This is a genomic window from Psychrosphaera haliotis (assembly GCF_039523615.1).
GTDB lineage: Bacteria > Pseudomonadota > Gammaproteobacteria > Enterobacterales > Alteromonadaceae > Psychrosphaera > Psychrosphaera haliotis.
Genome location: NZ_BAAAFQ010000001.1, coordinates 1 through 17,840, shown reverse-complemented (window position 1 = coordinate 17,840; position 17,840 = coordinate 1). Strand labels below are relative to the sequence as shown.

Genomic DNA, 17,840 nt, shown 5'->3' with positions numbered 1-17,840 from the left:
CACTTTTTCATCGCGTTTTTATTCTAAAAAGTGTTATTTTTCATTGTTAAATATATATAGGCATTGGCTTGTTTGCCTTTACTTCTTCCATTACCACATAGGTTCTAGACGCACTCACGCTTGGTAATTTTAATAACGTATCGCCGAGTAATTTACGATACGAAGACATATTTTTAACTCTGGTCTTTAACAGGTAATCAAAACTGCCTGACACTAAATGACATTCTAAAATTTCGTCGAAGGTTTCTACCGCTTTAGAAAAGTCGCTAAACACGTCTTGTGCGGTTTTTTCTAAAGTAATTTCCACAAACACAAGCATGTTGGCACCAACAGCCTCAGCATTAACAACCGCTTGATAACCTTCAATGACGCCCTTCTTTTCTAATCTTCTTACTCTTTCTAAACAAGGGGTTGGGCTAAGTCCAATCTTTTTGCTCAAATCTATATTGGATATTCGACCATTTTTTTGAAGTTCGACTAATATCTTCTTATCTATTCTATCCAGCATTTAAATATCTCGGCAGCACAATATGTATCAGAATAATATCCTGTATTTAGTGAAATAACAGTCATTAATTTTGATATTACATCCATATAATGTCGCCAAAATTTGATAGACAAACTATCTACTAATAGAAAAGGTAAATAAGATGATTGTTGGTGTTCCTAAAGAGATTAAAAATCACGAGTACCGTGTAGGTTTGACTCCAGCGGCTGCAAAAGAGTTTGTTGCCCATGGACATAAAGTAATTATTGAAACAAACGCAGGCGCGTCAATTGGTTTTTATAACGAAGACTATATTAACGCCGGTGCTGAAATCATTAATACAGCAGAAGAGATTTTTGCGACTGCTGACATGATTGTAAAAGTAAAAGAGCCACAACCAAACGAGTGTAAAATGCTTCGTGAAGGTCAAACTCTTTATACTTACCTTCACCTTGCTCCGGATCCAACGCAAACTGAACTATTAGTAGCATCTGGCGCTACCTGTATTGCCTACGAAACAGTTACTGATAATGCAGGCGGTTTACCTTTACTAGCTCCTATGAGTGAAGTTGCTGGACGTATGTCTATTCAAGCTGGTGCGCATCATTTAGAAAAAGCACAAGGCGGTAGCGGCACATTATTAGGTGGTGTACCTGGTGTAGCTCCAGCAAAAGTAGTTGTTGTTGGTGGTGGAGTTGTTGGTACAAACGCAGCTAAAATGGCTGTTGGTATGGGTGCTGACGTAACTATTCTTGATCGTTCATTACCTCGCCTTCGTCAATTAGACGATATTTTCCGTGGTACGGTTAAAACAGTATATTCTACTGTTGATGCTTTGGACGATTACACAGCAAAAGCTGACTTAGTTGTTGGCGCTGTATTAATTCCAGGTGCAGCAGCACCTAAGTTAATTACAAAAGAGCATATTAAAAACATGAAACCAGGATCTGTTTTGGTTGACGTTGCGATTGACCAAGGCGGCTGTTTTGAAACTTCAAAAGCCACTACACACCAAGATCCAACTTATGTGATTGACGATGTTGTTCACTATTGTGTTGCAAACATGCCTGGTGGTGTAGCACGTACATCTACGATTGCCCTAAACAATGCTACTTTACCATTTGGTTTAGCATTGGCTAACAAAGGTCCGGCCAAAGCGATGTTGGATGATAAAAATCTACTAGCAGGTTTGAACGTTCATAAAGGCAAAGTGACTTATAAAGCCGTTGTTGATGCATTGGGCGAAGAACTAAACTTAGAGTACATGGACGCGACAGCGGCGCTTGCAATGTAACGTATCGTTTAATTAGTTATTCATTTGAGAAGCCAGCTTATGCTGGCTTTTTATTGTCTTTGGGTTCGATTGACGCTTACTGCCGCTATCGGAAAGGTTATCTACCCATTTAATGTAACTAACCATTTAATATAACTAAGCTGTTAACGAATATACTCTTCAGGGTCGAGGATTTGGTATTTTTTCTTAAGACCTTCAACAAAGCTTTTATTATTTTTTAAAAACTCATTGAACTGTGCAATCACTCTTGGGTGTTGTCGAGTAGATAAGTGATAGGAATAAATTTCATATTTGAAGTTTTTATTAATGGTTACTCTAGGTTTATTTAACTTTCTTAAATAATGGTTAACTACATTTGGCTCAAGGTTCACAGCATCAAGTTGTCCCCTAACCAATTGCTGAAGCAACATTAACGTAGAAGAGGTTTCGTAGAGCTTAACTGAATTATTGCTAATATGCTCAATCCACAATGTCGGAAAAAAGCCCAATAACGTTCCTAGAACTTTAATATCTTGGGTATCATCAACACTTGGGTCTACCGTTATTGTGCCCGCCACTAAATTAAGTACGGTATCACTATATGTTAATTTATCTTTAGCTAACTTATTGATCTCTTCTGATTCATTCCATCTGGAATTATCTGGGAATTTTAAATCGATGTCTTTTTCAAATAACCACATGCCAAAGCGTTTAACAGGCATAGGGTAATATATAAATTTATAGTTGTTTTGTGATGCAAACTCATCTAGAAGCTCAGTGGTAAAGGTTGGTGAGCCAGTAAAAAAATCGAACAAAGGGAAATAGGCAACATCTTCAACACCAACAACAAGCTCTAACTCGTTGTTAGCATCCGCGTTATTTTTTGAAGATGAATATAAAGCTTCACTTACCTGTGCGGTGGACAAGCAACTGAATATTAAGAGACTAACAAGGGCAGTTTTTTTTAACATCCATATAACCAAAATTTAAATCGTTGATTGAGATTAATGCATAATTGCTCAAATTTAAACCAACACTTGCAGGTTTTTATTATTTTTTATATTTAAATTCACATTTAACCTTGATGTCATATAAAATTTGCCCCATTACGTTTATATATTATTTTTCGGAGTTACTTCATGAGCGCTGTACAACATCACAATTTGATTATTTTAGGTTCTGGGCCAGCTGGATACACGGCAGCGGTTTATGCTGCACGAGCAAATTTGAAACCGGTTTTAATTACCGGCTTGCAACAAGGTGGTCAATTAACAACGACTACTGAAGTTGAAAACTGGCCTGGCGATGCAAATGACTTAACGGGCCCTGTATTAATGGACCGTATGAAAGAGCACGCGGAAAAATTTGAAACAGAAATTTTATTTGATCATATCAATGAAGTTGATTTTTCTAAAAAACCATACACGCTCAAAGGCGACTCAAGCTCATATACTTGTGATGCATTAATTATTTGTACTGGCGCATCCGCTCAGTACTTAGGCCTTGATTCAGAACAGGCATTTATGGGTAAAGGTGTTTCTGCATGCGCTACTTGCGATGGTTTCTTTTACAGAAATCAAAAAGTAGCGGTTGTAGGCGGAGGTAATACCGCGGTTGAAGAAGCACTATATTTATCAAATATTGCATCAGAAGTTCACTTAGTCCACAGACGAGATACCTTTAGAGCGGAAAAGATTTTAATTAAACGTTTAATGGATAAAGTTGAAAGCGGAAACATCATCCTTCATACCGATCGTACTTTAGATGAAGTATTAGGTGATGACATGGGTGTTACAGGTGTTCGTCTTCAAGATACAAAATCTGATAACAAAGAAGATTTAGATGTAATGGGTGTATTCATTGCCATCGGCCATAAACCAAACACAGGCATGTTTGAAGGCAAATTAAACATGAATAATGGCTATATCAAAATCAACAGTGGCTTAGACGGCAACGCAACACAAACCAGTGTTGAAGGTGTATTTGCTGCTGGTGATGTGTGCGACCATATTTACCGCCAAGCAATAACATCAGCAGGTACAGGCTGTATGGCAGCATTGGACGCTGAACGATACTTAGACGCTAAGTAAGTAAATTTAGGGAGCATATTGCTCCCTTTTTACTATTGTTAATATATGACTAAATCACTTTCTTATTTAACCGATGACAAAAACTGGTTTCCGCCGGTACAACAAGCTCTTGATGAGCCAGGCGGCCTTTTAGCAGTAGGTGGAGATTTATCAGTTGACCGGCTTCATAGCGCATATAAAAGTGGTATTTTTCCTTGGTATAGTGAGGGCGAGCCTCTATTGTGGTGGTCTCCTGATCCTCGAGCAGTAATTGAACCTACGCAAATAAGAGTGAATAAGTCGTTAAAAAAGTTCTTAAAGCGCTGTGACTATCAAATCACCATGAACCAATCTTTTGAAGAGGTTATTCGGCAGTGTTCTGCGCCGAGGGCTGATGATGGCACCTGGATTTTCCCAGAAATGATCCGCGCATATTCCGAATTGCACAAAGCGGGTGTTGCACATTCTATTGAAATTTGGCAAAACAAAGATAACAAAAAGGTTTTAGTTGGTGGCTTATACGGTGTTTTAATCGGTAGTTGTTTCTGTGGCGAGTCTATGTTTTCTAGAGAACCAAATGCTTCTAAAGTGGCACTGCTTAGATTAGCGGAAATGTTAGCTCCAATTAAGCACGCGATTATAGATTGTCAAATAGCTAATCCATATTTAATGAGTATGGGAGCCAAAACAGTGTCCAGACGTTGGTTTATCGATAGGCTTAACACAGCTAGCGCGCAAAATCTGTCTCCAAACTTATTAGAAGAACAGGCATCTAATGCCTCGTTTTTAAATTTTAAAGATTAATAATGCCTTCATTAAAGTTCGCTCTCTCAAAAACATTTCCTTGTAGCTATCTCCCTGACCATCAAGAAAGATTGCTTTTTTATGCCGACGAGTTGCCATTATCCCCAGAGATTTATAGCATTTTACAATCCAATGGCTTTCGCAGGTCTGAAAGTATGGCTTATAAACCACATTGCGATGACTGTAACGAATGTAAATCTATTAGAGTAGCAACACACTCTTTTCAACCTTCAAAAAGTCAAAAGCGGTTAATAAACAAGTGTAAAAACTTTGATGTAAGGATTTCCCATGTGGTATCTGAAAACTATTACCCACTTTTTGAAAAATACATTAATAAAAGGCACGAAGATGGTACAATGTACCCCGCTGAACCGTCTCAATTAGATAGTTTTACTAATTGTGATTGGCTAACCCCTTATTTTGTTGAAGTTTATGATGGAGACAAAATCATTGCGGTAGGCATAGGTGATGAGACGAATGATGCGCTATCTGCGGTTTATACTTTTTTTGACCCAGACTACGACAAGTACTCTCTTGGAACATTGATTGTATTAAAACAAATTGATTATGCATCAGTGTTACATAAACAATGGCTTTACTTAGGCTATTATATTCAAGCTTGCGCTAAGATGAACTACAAAACAAACTTCAAACCTTTCCAAGTGTTACACGACACAAATTGGGTTGAAGTAAAAAGCTTATAATTAATTGTGATATTACCTTTACTTTATGGAGCTTTTTGGGCAAAATCTGCGCTTATTTTTATACGCTTAACGAAATCCCAGAGGTTATACGCTTAATGGCGAAAGAAGACGTTATTGAAATGCAAGGTACTATCTTAGATACCCTGCCTAATACTATGTTCCGTGTTGAATTAGAAAATGGTCACGTTGTGACAGCACACATTTCCGGAAAGATGCGTAAGCACTACATTAGAATTTTAACAGGTGACAAAGTTACTGTTGAAATGACACCATATGACTTATCAAAAGGTCGTATTACATTCCGAGCTCGTTAATAATTAAGTTTATTTAGAGTTGGATATTAAAAAACCGAGCATTGCTCGGTTTTTTTATGCCTAGTCGTTTTTAACTCGGCTCTTTTACTAATTTCGCTTTGCTTGTAAATTCAAAAGAAAGTTCTTTGTCTTTTACGCTTATAGCGACTTTCCCGCCTTCAGCTAAATCACCAAATAAAACTTCATTCGCTAACGGCTTTCTAAGCTTATCTTGTATCAAACGAGACATAGGTCTTGCGCCCATATCCTTGTCATAGCCATTTTCAGCAAACCAATGACGAGCTTCATCTGTTACATTTAACTCCACTTGTTTTGCATCTAACTGTGATTGCAACTCAACAATAAACTTATCAACCACTCTTTCGATGACTTTTTTATCTAAATGGTTAAACCAAACTATGTCATCAAGCCTGTTTCTAAATTCAGGTGAGAATACTCTATTAATCTCAACCATGGCATCAGTACTATTATCTTGCTGCGCAAAACCGATAGACTTTCTCGTGGTCTCTTGGACACCTGCGTTAGTCGTCATAACCAAAATAACGTTTCGGAAATCAGCTTTACGACCATTGTTATCCGTCAACGTACCATGATCCATAACTTGCAGTAGTACATTAAAGACATCTGAATGAGCTTTTTCAATTTCATCTAGTAAAACAACACAATGAGGATGTTTTAAAACAGCATCCGTTAATAAGCCGCCTTGATCAAAACCAACATAACCAGGAGGCGCGCCTATTAATCGGCTCACGGCATGCGGCTCCATGTATTCAGACATGTCAAAACGAACTAACTCAATACCCAATACTTTACTTAGCTGTTTTGTAACCTCTGTTTTACCTACACCCGTTGGGCCAGCGAATAAGAAACTACCTACTGGTTTATTTTCATTACCAAGCCCAGCTCTTGCAAGCCTAATAGCTGATGTAAGTGAGTCAACCGCCTTGTCCTGACCAAATACGGCTAGTTTAAGGTCCCTGTCTACATTTTTCAGAACATCTTTATCTGATTGCGATACAGACTTTTCAGGAATACGTGCAATTTTGGCAATGATTTGCTCAATGACTGAAACGTTGATTTGTTTTTTACGTTTAGACTTAGGCAGTACCTTCTGATTTGCACCAGCTTCATCTATTACGTCAATCGCCTTGTCAGGTAGATGACGTTCATTAATATACCTTGCTGATAGCTCAGCCGCCGAACGAAGTGCCGCATTTGTGTATTTAACACCATGATGCTTTTCGTATTTATCTTTTAAGCCTATTAAAATCTTAGTGGTATCTTCAATACTAGGCTCTAACACGTCTATTTTCTGGAAACGCCTTACTAAAGCTTTATCTTTCTCAAATATATTTCGGTATTCGCCATATGTGGTGGAACCCATGCAGCGTAATTTGCCAGCTGACAATAATGGTTTTAATAAGTTAGATGCATCCATTACGCCGCCAGAGGCTGCACCGGCGCCGATTATTGTATGTATCTCATCAATGAATAGTATTGCGTGCTCTTTTGCTTGTAGCTGCTTTAAGAGCCCTTTCAAACGCTTTTCAAAATCGCCACGGTACTTTGTACCTGCTAACAATGCGCCCATGTCTAATGAATAAACGGTGGCATCTGCTATTACGTCTGGTACTTGACCATTAACTATTTGATAAGCTAAACCCTCAGCAATTGCAGTTTTACCAACGCCTGCCTCACCAATTAAAAGTGGGTTGTTCTTTTTGCGTCGACATAATATTTGAACACAACGCTCAAGCTCTTGCTCTCTGCCAATTAGAGGGTCTATGCCGCCTGCTTTTGCCGTCTCATTTAGGTTTGTGCATAAGCTATCTAAGCTGCTCTCACTATCTGCACTGGACTCTTCGTTTCCTTCGGCACTCTCAGAGTCCTCTTCACTACCTTCGTTATCAACGCCATGAGATATGTAGTTCACAATATCTAGTCGACTGATATCAAAACTTTTTAATACATATACAGCATGAGATTCTTGTTCACTAAAGATAGCGACAAGTACATTTGCACCTGACACTTCCTGCTGACCTGAAGATTGTACGTGGAATACGGCCCGTTGTAATACACGTTGGAAGCCCAACGTAGGTTGCGTATCTTGCTCTTCTGCATCAACATCTTCGGCTAAATACGGCGTGGTTTGTGCTATAAATTCTGTAAGTTCTAATCGAATTTTATCTAGATCCGCTGAACAGGCTTCTAATGCGACTTTGGCATCTTGATTATCAAGCAGCGCCATTAGCAGGTGCTCAACTGTCATAAACTCGTGGCGATTTATTTTGGCGTACCTGAACGCTTCGTTCAATGTTACTTCTAATGCTTTATTTAACATATTCACCTACTTATTTATGTTAACGATTATTCTTGCTCCATTGTACATAACAACGGATGCTGACTCGCTCTGGAATACTGGTTCACTTGTGCAACTTTTGTTTCAGCAATTTCTGACGAATATGTACCAACAACAGCCTTACCCTCTTTGTGGACACGAAACATTATATGATTGGCTTTTTCTAGATCCATCGCAAAAAACTTCAGTAAAACTTCCACTACAAAGTCCATGGGGGTGTAATCATCATTATTCAAGATCACCTTGTACATTGGTGGTCTTTTAAGTTTAGACTTAGATGCTTCCTTTACAAAATCAGAATTGTGATCATTGTTACTTAATTTTGGCATACGCCCCTTTTGCTCCATTAAATTTGCTTATTTATTTAGTATATATAAAAACTTTTATAACATTTAACAATTCGTACTTGTAAAAATCAGTTTAATTGACTAATTTATCTACAGTCATTGATTAAACGTGAGCCAGTTGTTCACGGAATGATTAATCACTGGTTTAATTCTAAATAAGGAAGTAGAAGTATGGCAGTCGGCAAAGTCAAATGGTTCAACAACGCTAAAGGTTTTGGATTTATTCGTGAAGATGGCAAAGAAGAAGATATCTTTGCGCACTTTTCAACAATAACTATGGACGGTTATAAAACTCTGAAAGCAGGCCAAGAGGTCGAGTTTGATTTGAGTGAAGGACCTAAGGGTCTGCATGCAACCAACATAAAACTTGATGAAAAGTAATGAATTTGTAAAGTCCCTAAAAGTCTAGCTTTTCGGGACTTCATTTATTCAAAGTTGTTCGTTGATTTCTACGCCTATCATAAAGGCGCCAGAATCCTCTTGATTACATCTTACCACGGTTGCTTTTGCGTGAAGCGCAGGCAAGTTATTGCTTGTACCGTCAACCCGACAAACAATGTTTGTCCCAGGTTCAATATGCTCGTCAGTTTCAATAGCCATACCAGTTGCACTTAAGTCTCTACAAACCGCGTCAACCTTTCTTCCTGCATCTGCATCTGTGATTTCTACTTCTATACTCGTATTAACCATCATTCGGAAAAAATTACGATTATCATCATATCGAATCATGCAGCCTCCTATCCTTTATTTAGATTTGCAAACGTTATTAGCTTTTCTTTTAACTCTTCTATCTCAAATGGCTTGGTAACATAATCATCACAGCCACTTTTAAACGCCTCTGATTTATCTTCCGTATTCTCTAAACCAGACAGCATTATAATTGGTATTTTGGATGTCTCTGGCGTGTTCTTTATCAATCGACACGTGTCATAACCATCTAAACCAGGCATACAAACATCAAGCAACAATACATCTGGTTTGTCAGATACTACTTTTGATAATGCGGATTGACCTGATTTTGCGTAAGATATATTAAATGAATCACCCAAAGTAATGTCTAACATTTCAAAATTGAAATATTCATCGTCAACCAGCAAAACATTTATTTTATGCATTCAGCACCCAAAATAACAAAAGTTCAATCTGACTAGCAGACCAGTGTTATATAAACTCAATGTCCAAAATACCAAGTATCAAAAAAAAATCTAGTATTAGTTAATATTAATTAATCTAACAATTGACTTTATACTATCTAACCATTGAAAATAGAGACATGACAATCGTCTGAACCTAGGAATGGAAAATGAAAAAAATAATTACAGCTTTAGGACTTGCATTGGCTTCAGCTAATGTTTCAGCTGCTCCACTTGTAGATGTATGGGCTGGTGCTTATGCTTGGAATACAACATATGAAGGTGTTGTGTCTGCAAACCCTAGCAGCTTAGACCTACAAGATGACCTAAATTTTGATGACAATACGAATAATGTAATATGGGCTGCGTTTGAGCATCCAATTCCATTAATTCCGAATATTCAAATTAAACAGACTTCACTAGATACTACGGGCTTTGCTCAGCTAGACAACAACTACAACTTTGGTGGTGATACTACAGGTAATGGCCGCCAAGATACTGCAGCTGACTTAACTCATACTGATTACACACTATACTGGGGCCTACCTTTACCAATTGCTACCGTGGATTTTGGTCTTAACGTACGTAAATTTGACGGTTTTGTGCAAATTGGTGATGCAATCGCGGAACTTGATGCTCCAGTACCAATGTTGTTTGCAAGAGTAGGTGCAGAATTACCATTTACCGGTTTAGCCTTAATGGGTGAAGCAAATTATGTTGGTTACGGTGATACAAACCACACTGACTATCAAATTGTTTTACGTTACACCTTACCAATGATTCCACTTTTAGATGTTAATTTAGAAGCGGGTTACCGCTCATTTCAACTTGATATAGATCCTACGGACTTTGACGGTGATGAAGATGATTTAATGGCCGACATTGATATGTCTGGTGCATTTGTTGGTGTGTCTTTGCACTTCTAAAACAAAGAACACGATAAAAAAAAGGAAGCATAAGCTTCCTTTTTTTTTATCACGATGACTGACCAGTGCTAAATATGGCTTATAAACCTACAGTGCTTTTAACACTTCATTTATAGCTTGTTTAACTCTTTTAGCCGATATTGGGTATTTTGTTCCCAACTGCTGTGCAAATAGAGAAACTCTAAGCTCTTCTATCATCCAGTATATTTCTTCTACATCTACTGGAATTGGGAAACCTTTTGGTAACCGTTTAAGCAGCCCATCATAACTCTCATAAACCTTGTCTAATTCAATCTGAATTTGTCTATCTTTTCCTGCATCCGACTTTAGCTTTTCATGCCTTATTTCTAGGGCTTTTACATATCGAAGTAAGTCATCTAATTTTTCATAACCAACTTCACTTACAAAGTCTTTGTATATCAACGATTCCAAATGCGCTTTGATGTAAGCATTAGCTTGAATCATATCTAGTGATACTTTCCCTTTCAGCTTTTTCGCAATTTGGTGTCCAATAAATAAAACTTTTTCCACTTTCTGAGTTATATCAAACACCAAATCATTTAGTTGTACGCCAATTGATTCTTGTAAATGAAAGAACTCAGCTTCGTTTCTAGGCGGCTTGCTTTTAACTTGTTGTTCAATAGCCGTTTTAACACAGTCTTTTATCAATGCTTCTATTTGGCCAAAAGGATTAAAATATAAAACTAACTTAGATTTGTTAGGCAGTTTTTTCTGTAAATGTTTAATCGGCGAAGGTAGTGTTTTAATTAGTAGTGCAACCACCCCTTTTAAGTGCTCGTGCTCTGCTTTTTCTGCATTATCAAGTAATTCAACATTTATTTTATTGTCTTGAACTACTAATGCCGGATATGCTTTCACTTCAAATCCAGCTTGTTTTTTAACGTAATTAATCGGTAATTCACCAAAGGTCCAATCTTCTACATTTTTTTGCTCAATATCGTCATCCACCGCTTTTTTCAGGCTTTCTTTTATTTTGCCTTGCAGTTGACTTTGCAACTCTAATAAATCAAAGCCTTGAGCTAATACTTGGCCGGACTCCCCTACTACTCTAAAGTTTATTTTTAAGTGAGGCGCTATCGAGTTTAACTGCCACGCATCTTTATCGATTTTTACGCCTGTCATTCGAAACAAGCCAAGCGATACTGCATCTATTAGCGGCTCATTGGTATCCACCGCTTTTTCTTCAAATCTTTGTAAAATCGCATCGGCAAAATTAGGTGCTGGAACAAAATTCCTTCTCAATGTTTTTGGTAACGACTTGATCAAAGAGACCAACAACTCATGTCTATAGGGCACAATCCCCCAATCAAAACCTTTTACTTGTACTTGATTAAGTAACGCTAGAGGTATTCTAACTGAAACGCCATCTGCATATTCTTGACCAGGTTCAAAGTCATACTCAATTGGAAGAGTTAATGCATCTTGACGCCAAAAGTCGGGGAATTTTTTAACTAGTTTGCTACCGTCTTCTGTCACAGAAAAGTCACTGAATTTTGCTTCTAGTAATTCAGTATTATTAATTTTAAGCCATTTTTCTAATTCAGCTCTGTTGTTAACTGCGACTGGTAAACGCTGTTTATAAAACTCAACGAGTTCAGGCTCGTCTTGAAGCACATCACGGCGACGTGTTTTGTTTTCAATTTCTTTAATACTTTCAATTAACGCTAAATTCTTAGTCAAAAATGGTAGTTGTTTACCAAGGTCCCCATAAACGAGCGCTTGCTGAATAAATAAATGCTGACTTTGTTCAGCATCAATTTTGCTAAAATTAACACGCTTCCTAGCTACAATGGTTAAACCGAATAAGGTTTGTGTTTCATAAGCCATGACACAGCCTTGCTTCTTATCCCAGTATGGCTCTGCATGAGTCCTTGAGACCAAATGTTGAGCTAAAGGTGATATCCAGTCAGGTTCAATCTTGGCGGCATAGCGAGCATAGAGCTTAGATGTCTCTACGAGTTCAGCGGCCATGATCCATTTAGGCGTGTTTTTAAATAAATTTGAGCCAGGAAAGACATGAAAGTTAGTATTTCTTGCGCCTTGATAACCAAGCGCTTTTGGCTTCTTATCGGTAGGCTTTTTCTCTTCTCGAATTAGTTTTTGGCCTATGTGACCTAACAGCCCTGTGAGAATTGGAACGTGAATGGCACGATAATTTCTCTCCATAGTAGGATTATCTATGAATTCTTCTTCTAGTTCTTGAGTATTAGATTTAGACATTTTTGTTGGTAGCTTTATACCTAAATCTGACAAGGTGGACTCAATTTGAAATACAAGATCCTGCCACTCTCTTACTCTTAGGTAGCTTATAAACTCTTGTTTACACCTTTTTCTAAATTGAGATTTAGAATCTAAATCCTGCAAGGCAATGAGGTAATCCCATAAATTCAAAAATGACACAAAATCCGACTCTTTGTCTTTGAAGCGAGCATGGCTTTCATCAGATTTTTGTTTAAATTCAGACGGACGCTCTCTAGGATCTTGTATACTCAAGCCGGTGGCTATAATAACAACTTCATGCAATGCGTTAGTACTTTGAGCGTTTAATACCATAGCCGCAAGCCTAGGATCTAGAGGTACTCGGCTCAGTTGTTGACCTAGACGAGTTAACTGAATGGTCATTGGTTTACGTTTTTTACTTCTAGGTGACTTTGACTGACCAATCCCTTTTTTAACTGCACCAAGCTCTTCTAATAGTCGCATACCATCGGAGATAAACCGACTATCAGGCTGCTGTATAAATGGAAAAGACTCAATATCGCCTAAATCCAAAGACAACATTTGTAGAATTACAGACGCGAGATTAGTTCTGAGTATTTCAGGTGCTGTAAATTCCGGCCTAGATTCAAAGTCTTCTTCGCTATATAGCCTGATACAAATACCAGGCTCTGTTCGCCCACATCGTCCTTTACGCTGATTGGCACTGGCTTGTGAAATAGCCTCTATAGGTAAACGCTGTACTTTTGTTTTATAGCTGTACCTAGATATTCTAGCGGTACCAGTATCAATAACATACTTAATGCCAGGAACTGTTAAAGAAGTTTCTGCAACGTTAGTCGCTAAAACAATCCTTCTTTTGGAATGTGGTGCAAATATACGATTTTGTTCAGCTGCGGAAAGCCTTGCAAATAAGGGTAAAACTTCAGTTTGTCTAAAGTTGCGCTTAACGAGTGCATCTGCAGTATCTCTTATCTCTCGCTCACCATTCATAAACAATAGAATGTCGCCTGGAGCTTCGTTATCAAGCTCTTCAACAGCTGCAAATATTGCGTTGATTTGTTCACTATCTTGATACTTTTCGGCTAATTCACTCGCTATGCTTACGTCTTCTGAAGGCCGGTATCTAACTTCTACTGGAAAGGTTCTACCGCTTACCGAAATAATAGGTGCGTCAAAGAAATGCTTACTAAATCTTTCAGGATCGATGGTTGCTGATGTAATTATAACTTTTAAATCTGGACGCTTTGGTAAAAGTTCTTTTAATAAACCTAAAATAAAATCGATATTTAAACTACGTTCATGAGCTTCATCAATAATTAAGGTGTCGTATTGGTTTAGATACCTGTCATGCTGTAATTCGGCTAATAGTACGCCGTCGGTCATCAGCTTAATATAACTGTGCTCAGACACTTGGTCATTAAACCTAACTTTGTAACCTACCGCTTGTCCTAGTTCACTTTCAAGTTCATCAGAAAGTCGATTAGCAACACTTCTAGCCGCTAATCGTCTTGGTTGTGTATGGCCAATCTTGCCTTCTATTCCCCGGCCTAGTTCTAGACACATTTTGGGAATTTGTGTCGTTTTACCTGACCCGGTTTCACCCGCAATAATAACGACTTGGTTATTTAGAATTGCCTCTTTGATGTCATCTTTTTTCTGACTAACGGGCAATTGTTCAGGGTAGTTTATTGCTGGAATATTTGATTCTTTTTTATCGCGCAGTTGCTGAGATTTTGCTATTGCTGCTGTTATAGACTCTTGAATATTCTTCTTTTTATTTTCGTCTGTAACTTTTGTTAACGAACGTAGCCGAGACTTTAATTTGAAGAAATCTTGGCGCAATACGCCATTTAGAATTGGTGAATGATTTGATTGCACAAAAAGCCTAAAATATCTAACTACTGGAAATTAATTCAATTCTAACATTGATAATCAAATCCAAAAAGCATATTCAGTACCAACTAATTTAGGCTTTCAGTGGGATAGACAGAGCGTCTACTGATTTGTTTACGTCTCTCTATTTCATTATTTGTAGACTCACTAAACAAAGTGAGAACCTTTTTCATAAATAGAATGTAAATGTTTATCTAAAGCGCTGAGAATTAACGTACGGGTTAAACTTCCGACAAGATGACCATCGTCATCCACCACTGGATAAACCCTTGGTTTGTTTATAAGCATGTCTTCCGCTACAGCCAAGATACTATCATAAGGCTTAACTAGCTGTGTTTCTGTTGACATCACTTCTGCAACACATTTAGAAGCTTCGCCACTATGATAAGTAGAAGACAACATGGCTTTGAGACAGTCTTGCTCAGATAGAAATCCAACCACTTGTTTATTTTCATTTACTACAGCACCTCCAGAACTTTTTGACTGAAGTAGTTTTTCAACGGCTTCAACTACCGTTTCAGTACCTTTAAACCAAACAGGTCGGTGATTCATATGGTCTTTAACTTTGACTGATTCCATTTGTGATCCTCAAATTGCATTACACTTATAATGCTAGAACTTTTTTCGAATTTTGCGTTGTTTTTCTGATACTTTTAGAAGATTTTTTGCCTGTATTTACTATATATGCGCTGGTTTCTGTGGGAAAATCCCATTTTAAAGGAGTCAGTATGAATTTATATGAGTGGTTGTCCTTAGCATTAGTCTGTTTTTTAGGAGCAGCGACACCAGGACCAAGTTTAGCGGTAATTTTAGGCCATACATACAAAACAAATGCAGTAGCAGGAAGATTGGCTAGCGTTGCTCATGCCTTCGCTATTTTTTTATACGCGCTAGGTACTATTTTAGGCCTGTCTAAATTATTTGTTGCTTTTCCGGTTGTAGCAAATACTCTGATTATTTTAGGCGCACTTTATTTATTGTACATAGCGGTCAATATACTTATTTCGGCCCAGAAGCTAAATATAGATAGGCCAGAAGTATTCGAACATACGTCTAATGCTGAAATGAATACGACAAATAACCAGGCTGGCTCTTATAAGAGCGCTATAGCGGAAGCCTTTCTAATTGGTTTCTTAAACCCGAAGCTCGCATTTTTCTTTCTAGCTCTTTTTTCTCAATTCATACCAAGCGAAAATATGACTATTGCATTGGCATCTATTTTATTGAGTACAGTATTTTTTATAGATTTATTTTGGTATTTATTTGTAGTCTCGATAGCGATTCAAGCTAAGCGTCGTTTAACTGCAAGCCCTACAATTAAAGTTTGGTTATTACGAACCCAGGCTTTGATCTTTATTTTAATTGCTGCCAATAGCGTAATTTGGCGTTAGTTTACGGATTAATATGTCTACTATAGAACCCACTATTTACTGGTATGATTTTGAGTCTTGGGGCACAAGCCCTAAAAAAGACAAACCGAGTCAATTTGCTGGTATTCGCACCGACTTAGACTTGAATATTATTGGCGAGCCACTTGTTGAGTATTGCCAAATCCCGAATGATTACTTACCTCATCCAGAGGCTGCTTTAATTACAGGTATCACTCCACAGCAAACACTTCAAAAAGGTTTAATTGAACCTGAATTTTTTAAACTGATTCACAACGAAATCGCAAAGCCAAATACCACTTGTATTGGTTATAACAATATACGTTTTGACGATGAGATGATCAGGTATGGCCTTTACCGAAACTTCTATGACCCATACGCCTACGGTTGGCAAAATAATAATTCGCGTTGGGACATTCTTGATATGGTCAGAGCATGTTATGCATTACGACCAGAGGGAATTAATTGGCCTGTAGATGCAGAGGGAAAACCTAGTTTTCGCCTTGAGCTTCTAACTAAAGCAAACAATATTGAACATGGCTCTGCACATGATGCTCTCTCTGACGTGATAGCAACTATAGAGCTAGCGAAATTAATAAAGAACAAACAGCCGAAACTTTATAACTTTTTATTTGAGCACAGAGATAAAAATAAGCTTAATGAACTTATAGATGTATATAGCTTAACTCCATTAGTACACACATCTGGTATGTTTTCAGCTTGGCAAGGCTGTACTTCGTGGATAGCACCAATAGGTTTTCATCCTAAAAATAAGAATTCGATCATTGTTTATGATTTAACCAAAGACCCATCTCCGTTAATTGGTTTAGGCTCAGAAGAGTTAGCAACTAAAATGTACACTAAAACCGTTGATCTTAATGGCGAAGAACGTATTGGTTTAAAAACGGTTCAATTAAATAAGTGCCCTGTTTTAGCTCCTGCAAAAACACTTCTTCCTGAAAATGCTGAAAGGCTAGGGATAGATAGAGAAGCGTGTTTAAAAAACCTAGCTACATTAAAAGCTAACCCTGAGCTGTTAATTGCGCTAAATGATGTTTTTACCTTTGAAAAAGAATATGAACCAGAGACTAACCCTGAATATCGTTTATATGAAGGTTTTACCTCTACAGCAGACCAACACCAGAAAAAAACGATCCATCAACATTCTATTTCAGAACAGTGGAAACTAAATGTTAATTTTGAAGATCAAAAATTAAATCAATTGTGGCGTTTGTATAAAGCTCGTTACTTTACGTCTATGTTGTCCCAAGCCGATTCAGCTTGGTGGCAACAATACCGAACTGACAAACTTATGCATGGCGTAGATAAACCAAACCTTACTATGGATGAATTTCAATTGGCTTTGGAGTCTTGTGCAATGAAACAAGATGGTAATGAAAAGAACATGGCCATTTTGAAAGAGTTATATTTATATGTGCAGTCAATATAGTTGCATATTACGAATAAACACACCTTTTCTAAGGTGTGTTTATTAATAATTAAAATGCTCTTAATACTAAAAGTAACTATAGAGATGATGGAAATATAAAGGACCTGAAAAGCAAAAAGCCCGCACAAGTGCGGGCTTTTTTTATGGGAACTTGACGGTGAGCTACTCTCGCATAGCAAATGCTACACTACCATCGCCGCAGTTGCGTTTCACTTCTGAGTTCGAAATGGAATCAGGTGGGTCCACAACGCTATTGCCATCAAGTATAAACTTGTTTGCTCGGGCTGAAGCCTAAATTAGAGCAAAATAAAACCCCTCGCACCATGTGCAAGGGGTTAGTATGGGAGCCTGGCGGTGAGCTACTCTCGCATAGCAAATGCTACACTACCATCGCCGCAGCTGCGTTTCACTTCTGAGTTCGAAATGGAATCAGGTGGGTCCACAGCGCTATT

17 protein-coding genes and 2 rRNA genes are annotated in these 17,840 nt (G+C 37.8%); 9 read left to right on the top strand and 10 right to left on the bottom strand.

Annotated elements, in window-relative coordinates; all coding sequences use genetic code 11:
• Nucleotides 1-46 precede the first annotated feature (46 nt).
• Complete coding sequence (lrp, locus tag ABD009_RS00095; protein WP_343821802.1) at nucleotides 47-508, bottom strand: leucine-responsive transcriptional regulator Lrp; 462 nt, start codon at nucleotides 506-508, stop codon at nucleotides 47-49.
• Nucleotides 509-650: 142 nt separating this feature from the next.
• Between lrp and ald the strand changes: the two genes are divergently transcribed.
• Nucleotides 651-1,781 (top strand): alanine dehydrogenase, encoded by a 1,131-nt coding sequence (gene ald, locus ABD009_RS00090; RefSeq protein ID WP_343821799.1) that lies wholly within the window; start codon nucleotides 651-653, stop codon nucleotides 1,779-1,781.
• Between the two features lie 143 nt (nucleotides 1,782-1,924).
• On the opposite strand, the gene ABD009_RS00085 is transcribed toward ald, so the two are convergent.
• Entirely contained in the window at nucleotides 1,925-2,731 is an 807-nt protein-coding gene (locus tag ABD009_RS00085) for a hypothetical protein (protein ID WP_343821797.1), read from the bottom strand.
• Nucleotides 2,732-2,899: 168 nt separating this feature from the next.
• Between ABD009_RS00085 and trxB the strand changes: the two genes are divergently transcribed.
• The 4 genes from trxB (at nucleotide 2,900) to infA (ending at nucleotide 5,651) form a co-directional block, all read left to right on the top strand.
• The gene (trxB, locus tag ABD009_RS00080) at nucleotides 2,900-3,850 is read left to right on the top strand and encodes a thioredoxin-disulfide reductase (protein ID WP_343821795.1); all 951 of its coding nucleotides are present in this window, start codon (nucleotides 2,900-2,902) and stop codon (nucleotides 3,848-3,850) included.
• Between the two features lie 45 nt (nucleotides 3,851-3,895).
• A complete protein-coding gene (aat, locus tag ABD009_RS00075; protein WP_343821794.1) occupies nucleotides 3,896-4,633 on the top strand; it encodes a leucyl/phenylalanyl-tRNA--protein transferase in 738 nt (245 codons plus the stop codon).
• A gap of 2 nt (nucleotides 4,634-4,635) precedes the next feature.
• Complete coding sequence (locus tag ABD009_RS00070) at nucleotides 4,636-5,337, top strand: arginyltransferase (protein WP_343821791.1); 702 nt, start codon at nucleotides 4,636-4,638, stop codon at nucleotides 5,335-5,337.
• A gap of 95 nt (nucleotides 5,338-5,432) precedes the next feature.
• The gene (gene infA, locus ABD009_RS00065) at nucleotides 5,433-5,651 is read left to right on the top strand and encodes a translation initiation factor IF-1 (protein ID WP_105053115.1); all 219 of its coding nucleotides are present in this window, start codon (nucleotides 5,433-5,435) and stop codon (nucleotides 5,649-5,651) included.
• Between the two features lie 70 nt (nucleotides 5,652-5,721).
• Here the strand turns inward: infA and clpA are convergent, their stop codons facing one another.
• Nucleotides 5,722-7,992: an ATP-dependent Clp protease ATP-binding subunit ClpA gene (gene clpA, locus ABD009_RS00060; RefSeq protein WP_343821784.1), complete on the bottom strand. Its 2,271-nt coding sequence runs from the start codon at nucleotides 7,990-7,992 to the stop codon at nucleotides 5,722-5,724.
• Nucleotides 7,993-8,018: 26 nt separating this feature from the next.
• Nucleotides 8,019-8,339: an ATP-dependent Clp protease adapter ClpS gene (clpS, locus tag ABD009_RS00055; protein WP_343821781.1), complete on the bottom strand. Its 321-nt coding sequence runs from the start codon at nucleotides 8,337-8,339 to the stop codon at nucleotides 8,019-8,021.
• A gap of 189 nt (nucleotides 8,340-8,528) precedes the next feature.
• Between clpS and cspD the strand changes: the two genes are divergently transcribed.
• Entirely contained in the window at nucleotides 8,529-8,738 is a 210-nt protein-coding gene (gene cspD / locus ABD009_RS00050) for a cold shock domain-containing protein CspD (RefSeq protein ID WP_155693582.1), read from the top strand.
• 48 nt (nucleotides 8,739-8,786) lie between these two features.
• On the opposite strand, the gene ABD009_RS00045 is transcribed toward cspD, so the two are convergent.
• Together ABD009_RS00045 and ABD009_RS00040 are read right to left on the bottom strand one after the other, a co-directional pair.
• The gene (locus ABD009_RS00045) at nucleotides 8,787-9,086 is read right to left on the bottom strand and encodes a PilZ domain-containing protein (protein WP_343821776.1); all 300 of its coding nucleotides are present in this window, start codon (nucleotides 9,084-9,086) and stop codon (nucleotides 8,787-8,789) included.
• Between the two features lie 8 nt (nucleotides 9,087-9,094).
• Complete coding sequence (locus ABD009_RS00040; RefSeq protein WP_155693586.1) at nucleotides 9,095-9,472, bottom strand: response regulator; 378 nt, start codon at nucleotides 9,470-9,472, stop codon at nucleotides 9,095-9,097.
• Nucleotides 9,473-9,660: 188 nt separating this feature from the next.
• Here ABD009_RS00040 and ABD009_RS00035 point away from each other — a divergent pair, with 188 nt between their 5' ends.
• Nucleotides 9,661-10,416: a TIGR04219 family outer membrane beta-barrel protein gene (locus ABD009_RS00035; RefSeq protein ID WP_155693588.1), complete on the top strand. Its 756-nt coding sequence runs from the start codon at nucleotides 9,661-9,663 to the stop codon at nucleotides 10,414-10,416.
• 87 nt (nucleotides 10,417-10,503) lie between these two features.
• On the opposite strand, the gene hrpA is transcribed toward ABD009_RS00035, so the two are convergent.
• Entirely contained in the window at nucleotides 10,504-14,535 is a 4,032-nt protein-coding gene (hrpA, locus tag ABD009_RS00030) for an ATP-dependent RNA helicase HrpA (RefSeq protein WP_343821771.1), read from the bottom strand.
• A gap of 162 nt (nucleotides 14,536-14,697) precedes the next feature.
• Complete coding sequence (locus tag ABD009_RS00025) at nucleotides 14,698-15,129, bottom strand: CBS domain-containing protein (RefSeq protein WP_155693590.1); 432 nt, start codon at nucleotides 15,127-15,129, stop codon at nucleotides 14,698-14,700.
• An 86-nt stretch (nucleotides 15,130-15,215) separates the two neighbouring features.
• On the opposite strand from ABD009_RS00025, the gene ABD009_RS00020 reads away from it, so the two are divergent.
• Together ABD009_RS00020 and sbcB are read left to right on the top strand one after the other, a co-directional pair.
• Nucleotides 15,216-15,941: a LysE family translocator gene (locus ABD009_RS00020; RefSeq protein WP_343821765.1), complete on the top strand. Its 726-nt coding sequence runs from the start codon at nucleotides 15,216-15,218 to the stop codon at nucleotides 15,939-15,941.
• A 13-nt stretch (nucleotides 15,942-15,954) separates the two neighbouring features.
• On the top strand, nucleotides 15,955-17,388 hold the full coding sequence (gene sbcB, locus ABD009_RS00015) for an exodeoxyribonuclease I (protein ID WP_343821762.1): 1,434 nt from the start codon (nucleotides 15,955-15,957) through the stop codon (nucleotides 17,386-17,388).
• Nucleotides 17,389-17,537: 149 nt separating this feature from the next.
• Here sbcB and rrf (ABD009_RS00010) read toward each other — a convergent pair.
• Nucleotides 17,538-17,652 (bottom strand): 5S ribosomal RNA (gene rrf, locus ABD009_RS00010).
• A gap of 82 nt (nucleotides 17,653-17,734) precedes the next feature.
• A 5S ribosomal RNA gene (gene rrf / locus ABD009_RS00005) occupies nucleotides 17,735-17,840 on the bottom strand; the annotation flags it as partial.